Here is a 12869-nt window from a genome sequence, read left to right on the forward strand (position 1 = left end):
AATACAAAGAAAGGCTTAACCCTGTTAATTACGTTTATAAAATTAAAACTATTTTTTGTGTTATTTAATGCCCGTTTTAAGACTGAATTCCTGCTTTCAAAATTTGCCCAAATTGATATATATCCTCAAAAGAAGTATACAGAGGCACTGGCGCTAAGCGGATAACATTAGGTTCACGCCAATCCGTGATTACCCCATTTTGCATTAAATAATCAAACAAACTGCGGCCTTCCCCATGAAGCAATACGGACAATTGTGACGCTCTTTCTGTGGGATTTGACGGTGTTATAATTTCGAAACTACTATCCACTTCTTTGTCTATTTCGTGCAGAATGAATTCTAAATAAGAAGTGATCGCATCTCTTTTTTGGATCAAAGCATCCATCCCAATTTCATCAAACATGTCTACAGATGCTAAATAAGGCGCCAGAGAAAGTATTGGAAGATTACTAATTTGCCAGCCATCAGCGCCTTGAATAGGATCAAAGGTTTGTTCCATCTTAAAACGACGTTCTTTATTATGTCCCCACCATCCGGCAAATCTGGGTAACGCTGCATTGTTGTGGTGCTTTTTATGAATAAAACATCCAGAAGCATTTCCTGGCCCTGAATTCATGTATTTATAACTGCACCAAGCGGCAAAATCCGCATTCCAATCGTGCAATTCCAGCTTAATATTTCCTGCGGCGTGCGCTAAATCCCAGCCTACGTAGGCTCCCACTTTATGACCTGCAGCGGTAATAGTTTTCATATCAAATACCTGTCCTGTGTAATAATTGACTCCCCCAATTAAGACCAAAGCTAACTCATCACCTACTTCCCCAATTTTTGCCAACACATCTTCTAAGCGAATGTTGTGTTCGCCATCGCGACGCTTAATCTCAACAATTGCATCCTCGAGTTGTATCCCCAGGTTTTGGGAGTGAAAATCGACCTGACTTTGAAACATATATTGATCCGAAGGAAATGCTTTTTCTTCGCAAATAATTTTATATCTGGTTTGTGTAGGTTGGTAAAAGGAAACCATCAGTAAATGAAGATTTACCGTTAATGTATTCATCACGGTAACTTCGCTTGGTAAAGCACCAACAATTTTACTCAACGGATCTGCGAATCGTTCGTGGTAATCCCACCATGGTTTTTCACTGTAAAAATGTCCTTCAACAGCTAGATTTGCCCAATCATTCATGACTTCATCTACATACGCTTTGGTGCGTTTCGGCTGCAATCCTAAAGAATTTCCAGTAAAATAAATTACTTTTTTTCCTTGTACCTTCGGGAAAATAAATTCGTCTTGGTATTTGTGTAAAGGATCTTGTAAATCGAGGTGTTTTGCAAATTCAAGGGTGTTTTCGAAAATCATGATTTGTATTTTGTTTTGTAAAAGTAGTGAAAAAGCACCACTTTGAAAAAGGCCAACGTCGCATTGGATGAGGACAGAGAGAAAAGAAAAAAACTATTTATCCGGCAAAAGAGTTATTGCCTATGAAATGATATTCTCTGCGGGAAATTTCAATAAAGATTTTGAAACTACTTATAACAAAAACGGAACTACGAGACAGCAAATTTTTACTGGATTCACGTTAACTCAAAGTGTGAGTATCCAATCTAAGGAAGTAAACAAAATTGAAAAATTATCGTGACAATCCCGTGAATTGATTAATTCTGACGTGGAATATTAGTACATCAAACTGGCCGAACTAAAAATAAATGATTGCTCAGGCAACTAAAGATGCAAGTATACGAGCCACGAGTATTGCTGAGAATGCAGACTCTGACTTACGAAATCTAAAAAAAAGCAGGTATCGGTGTTTTCAAATTACAATTTAAGGCTTCAGAATATATATTAAGTCGAGCGCAGTCAAAACTCAACGCGGTATCTCGACTGCGCTCGACTTGACAAAAAAATAGCTGTAACAAATTTATTCAGACACAAAATTGAGATGCCGTTTTAAATTTCTTTTTACACAAAAAGTCCTCACATATTCCAAACGTTTTGTGTGAGGGATGGAAGCGGCATCCTTTATTTTCTTTCTTTAAGAAAATAAAGATACAGCGTACAGCGCGACCCCAATGTCATTAAGTTAAGGAATTTTATATTGCATCTTTTTGATTTTTAAGCACTAAAGGTCGAATTCGATTTCTATACTTGCCTACTTCCCGTTTATTATTCCTGCTTAACCGAATTGGAATTGTGTTTTGAAGAAACAGATTTTCTAATTCCTTGAATACTTCTTCCAAAGAAGCTTCTTTAAAAAGTAAATCTAGAATTCTGTTTTTCAAAAAACCATAAGATAAATTCGTGTTTATTTTATAATCTAGTTTCGTAGTTCTATTCTTTATGCTTAATTCTTCTTCTAAATCATTTACAATTACCGATTGCAAATTGCTAATAAATATTGCACAAAAAAAATCTTGTTGAATACTCATTAAAGAATAACCTGTAAAATATTCTACTTTCAATTTGTTTTTTAGCTCATCGTAAAACGTCTCAATTCCCCATCTTAAAAAGTATAATTCTTTGAATATACTTGTTGGATAAATTTGACTATCTAGCAATGATGTCATCAAAATTTCTATTTCTCCATTGGGTAAATCAACTCTGACTAAACGTACTTTTAAACCCGTGGTTTTGTCATAGTCTTTTCCTGCAAAAACGTGTTTTTCTTGCGGAAAAATATCAACAATTAAAGTTCTTTTTTTACTTACTATAAACGAACTTACTATCTTACTGTGTTTTTTTTGTACCCTTATTAAATAATCAATTCCAGCCTTAATATGTTCGTATTTAAAATCATAAGAAGGATATCCTCTATCATAAACAATCAAATCCTTCTGCCTCCAATGTGTTTTATGTTTTAAAGCTAACTCTCGTTCTCCAATTTTTATATTTTCTAAAACTGAATTCAGAACCAGCTTATTTAATACATCATATAATACGGACGACATCCCTTGAACTATTGATGTATTGGTCTGGTTTTTTGATTCGCCAAAAACCGATTTTAATTCTTGTGTAATAGGCAAAGTTATCTTTGAACCATCAACAGCTAAAATTCTAAAACCATTAAATAACTTAATATTACGATTACTTTTTATGTAATAATTATCTGTGATAATTGATGATAAATAATTAAAAACCTCTGGTTTTATTTTTTTTCTCTTTTGAACAAAGGCACTAGAGGTGAAATTTTGAACTTTCTGACAATCTAATTTTGAGTTGAGATGTTGTAGAAAATTATCAATTTCAATTACCATACTTTTCTTTAATAAATTCAGCATAAAAAGCAATACCCGGCCAAAAGGCTGCTTACGATTTCTGGTAAAATCTTGTTCCTTCATCCTATAATCTAATATTATTTCTTTGCTAAAAATTACTTCTCTCAATTGTTTAATGATTAAGATTGAGATCTTCGACATATGTTAAACTGTTATATTACAGCTTAAATATAAGAAATATACTATAAAAAACCTAATTTTAAATACAATAAATAGCTGTAAATCAAAACAATAAAACCTTAACTTAATGACATTGAGCGCGACCCTTGGGGCACACTCTTATAAAACTGTGCTCGGAATAAACCAAAAAATCTCGCCATTGCTGACGAGATCTTGTTATTTAGACTGAAATGAATTCAGATTAGATGATCATCATTGCATCACCGTAAGAATAGAATTTGTATTCTTTTTCGATTGCTTCTGCGTATGCTTTTTTCATTAAATCGTGGCCACAAAAAGCGGAAACCATCATTAATAAAGTTGATTTTGGCGTGTGAAAATTAGTAATCATACAGGTGGGAATCGTAAATTCATGAGGTGGAAACACAAATTTATTTGTCCATCCGTCAAAAGGATTCAGTGTATTATGTGACGAAACTGAACTTTCTACGGCACGCATAGATGTTGTTCCTACGGTACAGATTCTTTTTTTATGAACTTTTGCGTTATTTACAATATCACATGCTTCTTGAGTGATTTTTAATTCCTCGGAATCCATTTTGTGTTTTGATAAATCCTCAACCTCAACCGGATTAAAAGTTCCCAAACCTACGTGAAGGGTTACTTCGGCAAATTTGATTCCTTTGATTTCCAGTTTTTTCATTAAATGTTTAGAGAAATGCAATCCTGCAGTTGGCGCTGCAACAGATCCTTCTTCTTTGGCATAAATAGTTTGGTAACGTTCCGCATCTTCCGGAGTTACGTCTCTAGAAATGTATTTTGGGATTGGAGTTTCTCCAAGTTCCGTTAATTTATTTCTGAATTCTTCATAAGAACCGTCGTAAAGAAAACGCAATGTTCTTCCACGAGACGTAGTATTATCTATCACCTCAGCGACTAATGAATCATCATCTCCAAAATACAATTTGTTACCAATTCTGATTTTTCGGGCCGGATCTACTAAAACGTCCCAAAGTCTTTGCTCTGCATTTAATTCTCTAAGTAAAAAAACTTCGATTCTTGCGCCTGTTTTTTCCTTGTTACCATACAAACGTGCCGGAAAAACTTTAGTATTATTGAGAATTAAAACATCGCCTTCGTCAAAATAATCAATAACATCTTTGAACATTTTATGCTCTATAGTCCCTTTCTTACGATCTATAACCATTAGACGTGCTTCGTCTCTGTTTTCAGCTGGATATTCAGCAAGAAGTTCTTTTGGCAAATCGAATTGAAAATGTGATAGTTTCATCTTAAAAAGTTATAAGTTATGAATTATGAGTTATGTCCTTCGTCTGCGCTCAGGATGACAATCTTAATTCGAGTGTGCAAATATACGATTGTGAGATAGGCGTTGTCAAGTGTTTTGCAATTTATTTTTCCTCACACCAGCCCTCTCCAAAGGAGAGGGAAAAGGGAAACATCTTTTCGCCCAATGAATTGAGGGTTTTTTACGAAATTTCGAAACCTAAACTTTTTAAATCTTCCCAAAAATCCGGATATGATTTTGAAACGACTTCGGCATTTTCGATGATTATGGGTACTTTCAACGCTAATGGTGCAAATGCCATTGCCATTCTGTGGTCGTTGTAGGTTGCAATTTTAATGTTGTGATTGATTTCACTTGAAGCCAAAAGCGTCAAGCTATCATTGGTAACGGATATGCTCGCTCCGAGTTTTGTTAGCTCAATTCGTAGTGCTTCCAGTCGGTCTGTTTCTTTAATTTTCAAGGTATGTAAGCCTGTTAGATGGCAACCAATTCCTAATCCAAGGCAGGTAACTACGATCGTTTGGGCAATATCCGGCGTATTATTTAGTTCAAGATTTAGAGTTTGAGGAATAAAATTCCCTTGTTTGGTAAGCGTCATTTTATTTCCTTCAAAATGCGTTTCAACTCCCATTAGCTTATAGATTTCTACCAAAGCCGAATCGCCTTGTAAACTGGTTTCTGTATAACTGGTCAATGAAACAGTAGCATTTTCAGCCAAAGCAACCAAACTAAAAAAGTAGGAAGCCGAACTCCAATCGGATTCAACAGTCATTACTTTTGATGCTACTGCTTGTTTTGGATAAATAGTAATTACATTCCCTTCAAAACTGGTTTTAATGTCCAAATCATTCAACAAAGCCAGGGTCATTTTGATATAAGGAACTGAAGTGATTTCACCAACCAAAGTGATTTCAATACCGTTTTCCAGTTTTGGCGCCACTAATAATAAGGCCGATATGTATTGACTGCTCACATTGGCAGGAATGTTCACTTTAGAAGCTGTTATTTTTTGTCCTTTGATACGAATGGGCGGATATCCTGGTTCTTTCTCGTACGTTATTTTCGCACCTAATTGTTCCAAGGCTTCCACCAAAACTTTTATAGGGCGCTCCGTCATTCTTTGAGAACCAGTCAAAACTACTTCGCGGCTTTCGTTCACAGCAAAATAAGCGGTCAGGAAACGCATGGCTGTTCCTGCATGATGAATATCAACTATTTCCTCGTTTCCTAGCAATGCTTTTTGCATGACTTCACTATCATCAGAGTTCGAAGTATTGGCCAAAGTAATGTTTGGGAATAAGGCCTGTAACAATAACAAGCGGTTTGTTTCGCTTTTTGAGCCAGTAACTGCAATTTGAGCTTGTAAATTGGATTGGGAAGTTTGTAACAGTAAATTCATTTTTGTAATTATGGGTTGTGAGTTATGAGATATGAATTATACTTTCATTTTTAACTCAAATAATTTTTGAGTCGCAATTTACCACTCCGCATTTATAATTCATAATTTATACTTCACAAATTATTTGAGTTTTTCATTGTTTTTGTGACGGTCTTTGTCTCGAATGGATTTTAGATCCATTTTTTTATCAAAAGCGGCTTGTAAATCAATTCCGGTTTGGTTGGCTAAACACAATACCACAAAAACTACATCGGCTAATTCCTCGCCAAGGTCTTTGTCTTTATCGCTTTCTTTTTCGGATTGTTCGCCGTAACGACGGGCGATGATTCGGGCCACTTCCCCTACTTCTTCGGTAAGCTGCGCCATATTGGTCAATTCGTTAAAGTAGCGAACTCCGTGTTCTTTGATCCAAGTGTCAACGTCTAGTTGGGAATTTTTTAGGTTCATGGGTTTAGTTTTTTTATTTCTTTATCAAAATCAGAAATTATTTTTTGTGTTTTATTAAATACTTCATAAGCAGCGATTGCTTTTTTATCAGCTTGTATTTTAGAAATTTTCCCTTTACCATCCAAAACCTTATAATCATTAAAGTTTAGAAATTTATTCACACTTGTTGCCAATTGACTCATCGTAAAAGTATTCTCCCGCTCTATCAATCCTTCTATGTAATCAAAGTAACCCGTTACGGTGCGCTCCAATTGTTTAATTTCTTTTTCTTGTAAATAATTTTTGGCAACTACCACATCCGATTTCAAAACCCTTCCACTTGGACTATTTTTCCAAGTCGTTAATCCCATATTTTCCTTTTTGGCGTCGGCAGTTTTGGCTATTATTTCGGCAGCAGTATTACCGGTTATAGCAAAATGAAATTTATTTTGAACTGTGGCATAGAAATTTTTTGTGATATCGGCATTGCTGTCATAGTCAATACTGCACTCCGCAAAAATATCCGTTACTTGCTGGTAAATTCTTCTTTCATTTGCGCGAATCGAACGAACTCTTTGCAGTAATTCTTTAAAATAATCTTTTCCAAAAATAGCCTGACCTTGTTTTAAACGATTGTCGTCAAGAACAAACCCTTTTATAATATATTCTTTTAAAGTCTGGGTTGCCCAAATCCTGAATTGTGTAGCTTTGGTAGAGTTTACTCTGTAACCAACAGAAATTATGGCATCAAGGTTGTAAAATTTAGTTGGATAAATTTTGCCATCCTCGGCAGTATGTTCCAAAATGGAACTAACTGAATTTTCTTCTAGTTCACCAGAATCAAAAATATTGCCTAAATGCTTCGTTATTGCTGGTCTTTGAACTCCAAACAACTCTGCAATTGCTTTTTGCGAAAGCCATACCGATTCGTTTTGCAGTAAAACATCAACACGTATTTCTCCGCTTGGTGCGGTGTATAAAATAAATTTTTTTACGTTTTCTTCCATAACTATTCTATGCTATTGTATCAATTACTTTCATTAATCTATCCGTTTCACTTAGTGCTACAATGATTTTTTGATAATGGGCAATATCGTCAAATTCCAGTTTGCGTTCCTTACGGTCTTTGAGCCATTTTTGAGCGGGTTGATAACCACCAATGTAAAAATTCCAAGCCACTTCGGGAACGTTGTCGAAATATTGGGTTCATTGGTTGCGGCAACATCCGGAACAATACTTTCGATAAGTTGCTTCAAATCGCCACGATAGGTGTGTTCTGTTGCATTACCTCTTTTGTAGGCGGAATTTATATTTTGAATGTATTGTTCTAAAGTCATCTCAGTAGTATTTGAACAAATGTAAAGAATTGGAACCTAAAAAAACACCTTCAGTGAGGTGTTTCTTATAACAATTTCCGGTATTTACTTTTTATGTTTGGAGAGCTGTACGGAAACCTACTCTCTATTTTTACTGTCAATTACTATCGTTACAGGACCATCATTCAGTAAAAGTACTTTCATATCTGCACCAAAAACGCCAGTTTGTACTTTTTTACCCAATTCTTTCTCCAACTGAAGCACAAAATTCTCGTATAATGGAATAGCTATTTCTGGTTTTGAAGCTTTGATATAGGAAGGACGATTGCCTTTTTTAGTAGCGGCGTGCAGCGTAAATTGACTTACCACAATAACATCGCCATCTGTATCCTTGACAGATAGATTCATAACGTCATTTTCATCCCCAAAAACACGGATATTGACTGTTTTTGAAGCTAACCAATTGATATCATCTTGATTGTCTAAATCTTCAATCCCAACCAAAACCAACAATCCTTTCTGGATATCGGCTACGACTTTATTATCGATGGTTACGGAGGCTTGGGAAACTCTTTGGAGGACGATTTTCATTATTTTATATTCTATGTAAAATAGACGCGATAAATCGCATCTCTACTATTCCCTAGTTTTGTCACTGATTATTCGATCCTCATTATGAATATCCGTACGGTAATTTTCATCGTCACCTTCGAGAATTTTAAGGTAACTTCTATAACGGGACCAAGCGATTTCATCTTTTTCTAAAGCCCCTTTAATAGCGCAATGCGGCTCATCTTTATGCAAGCAATTATTGAATTTACATTGCTCTTTCAACTTAAAAAATTCAGGAAAATAACCACTGATTTCTGCTGCATCCATGTCTACAATTCCAAAACCTTTGATCCCGGGAGTATCGATGATTCTGGCATCAAAAGACAAATCATACATTTCGGCAAAAGTCGTCGTGTGTTGCCCTTGCTTGCTTGCTTCAGAAATTGTCTTTGTTTTTAAATGTAAAGAAGGCTCCATCGCATTTACCAAAGTCGATTTCCCAACTCCGGAATGTCCAGAGAACATGCTCACTTTCCCAATCATCATTTCTTTCAATTCCTCTATTCCTTTCATTTCAGTCGAAGAAACGCGCAAACATTTATATCCAATTTCCTGATACACATGCTGCATGTACAATTGTTCATCCAGCGTGGCATCGTCTAGCGTATCTATTTTATTAAAAACCAGTATAGTTTCAATTCCATACGCTTCGGCAGTAACCAGAAAACGGTCAATAAAGTTAAAAGTCGTTGGCGGATTATTGATGGTTACCAGCAAGAAAACCCTGTCAATATTAGACGCAATAATATGCATCTGATGGGATAAATTCACTGATTTCCGAACGATATAATTCTTTCTGTCATGAATGTTATGAATGGTTCCCGTAACAGTATCGGATGATTCTTCTAGTTCATAATCCACAATATCGCCTACAGCAATAGGATTGGTGCTTTTGATTCCTTTAATTCGGAATTTCCCTTTCATACGGCATTCAATAAAATCCCCTTGTTCGGATTTTACGGTGTACCAACTTCCTGTAGATTTGTAAACGAGTCCTGTCATAAAGGATTATTTGATTGAAGATTAACTATTTTAGATTTCTGATTTAAAATCTAAGACTTTGCAAAGATAATTCTTTGTTTTAGGTTTAAAGTTTAAAAGTTTAAAGTTTTTCACTTTGAGCAACTTTACATACAATTAAAAATAGAAAATCCCCACAACTTTTGACAAAAGCTGCAGGGATTTATATTTAAAAAATACGGACTAAGCGTTTAGTACTTTTTCTTGGTGACCAATACTTTCCTGGTGAATCGCTTTGAACATTTTTAGTACAAACTCTTCTGTCAACCCTTTCTTCTCGCCTTCCAAAATCATTTTTCCTAAAATTTCGTTCCAACGATTGTTTTGCAATACAGCAACGTTAGCGTCTTTTTTCACTTGACCAATTTCGTCAGCCACTTTCATTCTTTTGCCTAACAATTCCAATAAATTCGAATCCAAAACATCAATATTCGCTCTCAATTTTGTCATTTTATTAGCAAACTCGTCCGTATCACCACTTACTTTTCTCACTTTCAAATCTTTGAAAATCTGTTTCAAAGCATCTGGTGTCACTTGTTGCGCTGCATCACTCCATGCATTATCCGGATCAGTATGCGTCTCGATAATCATACCGTCGTAATTCAGATCTAATGCTTCTTGAGTCACTTCAAGAATCATCTCACGGTTTCCTGTAATATGGGAGGGATCAATGATCAAAGGCAAATCAGGGAATTTATTTTGCAATTCAATAGCTATCTGCCATTCAGGAATGTTTCTGTATTTCGTTTTTTCATACGTAGAAAAACCTCTGTGAATAACGCCTAAATTCTTAATTCCTGCCGCATGCAAACGTTCCACACCACCCAGCCACAAAGCCATATCTGGATTTACCGGATTCTTGACCAATACAATTTTATCGGTTCCTTTTAATGTGTCAGCAATTTCTTGCACCGCAAACGGATTTGCAGTTGTACGGGCTCCAACCCATAATACATCAATATCATGCTCTAAAGCCAATTTACAATGCGCTGCAGTCGCTACTTCGGTTCCCATAAGCAAGCCGGTTTCTGCCTTTGCTTTTTGCAGCCATTTAAGTCCTATTGCTCCTACTCCTTCAAATCCTCCCGGACGCGTTCTTGGTTTCCAAATTCCTGCTCTAAAAACACTTACGTCAGAGTCTTTCAATTCATGTGCAATTTTCAATACTTGCTCTTCTGTTTCAGCACTACAAGGTCCTGCGATCACAAATGGATGAGTCAAATTGAATTCATTCAACCAATTTCTCATTTCTTTCTTGTTTTCCATCTTTTCTAATTTTAGTTTTTGTGTTGTTCTTTTTACTGTAACCAGTGACTAATCACTGATCACTTTTTTACATTAATACCGTTTAATATTTCCTTTATTTTGTTGACACTTTGCATTTCATTGTAAATCGCATCGTAATCTTCTTTTTCTAATAATTCTTTAAATTTTGACAAATTCGAAATGTACTCCTCTAATGTTTTCACAACCTGCTTCCTGTTCTGTTTAAAAATTGGTGTCCACATTGCCGGTGAACTCTTGGCCAAACGAACCGTACTTTCAAAACCAGAACCCGCCATATCAAAAATATCCTGCTCGTCTTTCTCTTTGTCAATTACCGTTTTTCCAAGCATAAATGCACTGATATGGGATAAATGCGACACATAAGCAATGTGTTTGTCATGTGATTTTGGATCCATATACCGAATCCGCATTCCCATTGCCTTAAACAAATCCAACGCTTTTTCCTGCAATTTAAACGTTGTTTTTTCGACCTCACAAATGATATTCGTTTTCCCTTGAAACAATCCTTTTATCGCTGCCGATGGTCCTGAAAACTCCGTTCCTGCAATAGGATGCGTTGCAATAAAATTCCTTCTCTTAGGATGATTAGCAACCGCTTCACAAATAGGCGTTTTTGTCGAACCTACTTCAAAAACAATCGTATTTTCACCAATAACATCCAGTACTTTTGGTAAAACACTTAATGCAACGTCAACCGGAACAGAAACGATTACAAAATCTGCATCAACTAAATCATCAAATGTCGCACCAGCATCAACAACTCCCAAAGTTATTGCTTCCTGCAAATGATTTTCATCAGTATCGATTCCATAAATTTTGGCTTCCGGATGCAGTGCTTTAATGTCCAATACCATTGAACCGCCTATCAATCCTATTCCTATTACGTGTATATTCATGTATTAAAATCTATCAATTGCTTCCTGTACTTTTTCTTCTTTTACACACAATGCAAATCGGATGTAACCTTCTCCATTAGAACCAAAAATGGTTCCCGGCGTAATAAAAATAGATTTGTCATATAAAATTTCATCTATGAATTTCTCCGCCGATATGATTCCGTCCGGCAATTTTGCCCAAACAAATAATCCAACTCCTTCTTTATAAACTTTACAGCCTAATTTCTCAGCCAGTTGTTCGGTAAGAATTCTGCGTTTTCTATAAATCGCATTCATCGAATCAAACCATGTTTTGTCACTTTTTAAAGCTTCAATTGCTCCTTTTTGAATCCCGTAAAACATACCGCTATCCATGTTGCTTTTCACTTTCAAAACGGCATCAATGCAAGCTGCATTTCCCAGAAGCATTCCCACTCTCCAGCCCGCCATGTTAAAAGTCTTACTCAAAGAATTCAATTCTAAAACCACGTCTTTTGCACCTGCTACTTGCAACAAACTCATCGGATTGTCGTTCAAAACAAAACTATACGGATTGTCGTTGACTAATAAAATGTTATGCTTTTTGGCAAAAGTCACTAATTTTTCAAACAATGCCAGACTTCCTCTGGCTCCAGTTGGCATGTGCGGATACCCAATCCACATGATTTTCACTTTCGACAAATCCAATTTTTCCAAAGCTTCAAAATCCGGCTCCCAGTTATTGTTTTCTTTTAAGTCATAATAAACCGGAACTGCTCCCACTAAATTTGTCACCGAAGTATAGGTTGGATATCCTGGATTTGGGATCAGTACCTGATCGCCTTCATTCAAAAAAGCCAGTGAAATATGCATAATTCCCTCTTTGGAACCCATCAAAGGCAAAATTTCGTTAGCCGGATTCAACGCAACTCCGTAATTGTTTTTGTAAAAATCAGCCATACCTTGCCGCAACTCTGGCAACCCCTGATAACTTTGGTATTGATGTGCATTCTCCTCTTGCATTGCCAGAACCACTGCATCAATTACCGCCTGTGACGGCTGTAAATCCGGACTTCCAATTCCCATATTGATAATGGGTTTCCCTTCAGAAGCCAGTTGCCTTACTTCTCTCAACTTTGAGGAGAAATAGTATTCTTCAATTATTTCGAGACGTTTCGCTATAGTAATCATTCTTCTATTTTAAATTTCTTGTAAATCGATCTTAATCTAATTCCCACTTCGGGGGTTGG

13 protein-coding genes are annotated in these 12869 nt (G+C 36.0%); 1 reads left to right on the forward strand and 12 read right to left on the reverse strand.

Features of this window, described 5'->3' with window-relative positions:
• Positions 1-76 precede the first annotated feature (76 nt).
• Positions 77-1363, reverse strand: a complete 1287-nt coding sequence (gene kynU / locus EKM01_RS13000) for a kynureninase (RefSeq protein ID WP_126568695.1) — start codon at positions 1361-1363, stop codon at positions 77-79.
• Positions 1364-1430: 67 nt separating this feature from the next.
• Here kynU and EKM01_RS13005 point away from each other — a divergent pair, with 67 nt between their 5' ends.
• Positions 1431-1643: a hypothetical protein gene (locus EKM01_RS13005; protein WP_126457414.1), complete on the forward strand. Its 213-nt coding sequence runs from the start codon at positions 1431-1433 to the stop codon at positions 1641-1643.
• A gap of 451 nt (positions 1644-2094) precedes the next feature.
• Here the strand turns inward: EKM01_RS13005 and EKM01_RS13010 are convergent, their stop codons facing one another.
• The 11 genes from EKM01_RS13010 to EKM01_RS13065 all read right to left on the reverse strand — a co-directional run bounded on the left by EKM01_RS13010 (position 2095) and on the right by EKM01_RS13065 (position 12810).
• A complete protein-coding gene (locus EKM01_RS13010) occupies positions 2095-3384 on the reverse strand; it encodes an IS4 family transposase (protein WP_158614870.1) in 1290 nt (429 codons plus the stop codon).
• 253 nt (positions 3385-3637) lie between these two features.
• A complete protein-coding gene (gene queA / locus EKM01_RS13015) occupies positions 3638-4687 on the reverse strand; it encodes a tRNA preQ1(34) S-adenosylmethionine ribosyltransferase-isomerase QueA (RefSeq protein ID WP_126453091.1) in 1050 nt (349 codons plus the stop codon).
• A gap of 199 nt (positions 4688-4886) precedes the next feature.
• The gene (gene aroA, locus EKM01_RS13020; protein ID WP_126555011.1) at positions 4887-6104 is read right to left on the reverse strand and encodes a 3-phosphoshikimate 1-carboxyvinyltransferase; all 1218 of its coding nucleotides are present in this window, start codon (positions 6102-6104) and stop codon (positions 4887-4889) included.
• Positions 6105-6224: 120 nt separating this feature from the next.
• Positions 6225-6551 (reverse strand): nucleotide pyrophosphohydrolase, encoded by a 327-nt coding sequence (locus EKM01_RS13025; protein ID WP_126453086.1) that lies wholly within the window; start codon positions 6549-6551, stop codon positions 6225-6227.
• On the reverse strand, positions 6548-7537 hold the full coding sequence (locus EKM01_RS13030) for a virulence RhuM family protein (RefSeq protein ID WP_126768613.1): 990 nt from the start codon (positions 7535-7537) through the stop codon (positions 6548-6550). The genes EKM01_RS13025 and EKM01_RS13030 overlap by 4 nt, the downstream gene beginning before the upstream one ends.
• Positions 7538-7544: 7 nt before the next feature.
• On the reverse strand, positions 7545-7709 hold the full coding sequence (locus EKM01_RS13035; protein WP_233589332.1) for a type ISP restriction/modification enzyme: 165 nt from the start codon (positions 7707-7709) through the stop codon (positions 7545-7547).
• Positions 7710-7984: 275 nt separating this feature from the next.
• Complete coding sequence (gene dtd / locus EKM01_RS13045; RefSeq protein WP_126768614.1) at positions 7985-8437, reverse strand: D-aminoacyl-tRNA deacylase; 453 nt, start codon at positions 8435-8437, stop codon at positions 7985-7987.
• Between the two features lie 45 nt (positions 8438-8482).
• Entirely contained in the window at positions 8483-9460 is a 978-nt protein-coding gene (rsgA, locus tag EKM01_RS13050) for a ribosome small subunit-dependent GTPase A (protein ID WP_126564338.1), read from the reverse strand.
• Positions 9461-9661: 201 nt separating this feature from the next.
• Positions 9662-10744 (reverse strand): bifunctional 3-deoxy-7-phosphoheptulonate synthase/chorismate mutase type II, encoded by a 1083-nt coding sequence (locus EKM01_RS13055; RefSeq protein WP_126457419.1) that lies wholly within the window; start codon positions 10742-10744, stop codon positions 9662-9664.
• A gap of 59 nt (positions 10745-10803) precedes the next feature.
• Positions 10804-11661, reverse strand: coding sequence for a prephenate dehydrogenase (locus EKM01_RS13060; protein WP_126768615.1), 858 nt, complete (start codon positions 11659-11661; stop codon positions 10804-10806).
• 3 nt (positions 11662-11664) lie between these two features.
• Positions 11665-12810 (reverse strand): pyridoxal phosphate-dependent aminotransferase, encoded by a 1146-nt coding sequence (locus EKM01_RS13065; RefSeq protein WP_126768616.1) that lies wholly within the window; start codon positions 12808-12810, stop codon positions 11665-11667.
• Positions 12811-12869 lie beyond the last annotated feature (59 nt).

Origin of the sequence: Flavobacterium sp. RSP46 (genome assembly GCF_003984825.1) — a bacterium.
Taxonomy (GTDB): domain Bacteria; phylum Bacteroidota; class Bacteroidia; order Flavobacteriales; family Flavobacteriaceae; genus Flavobacterium.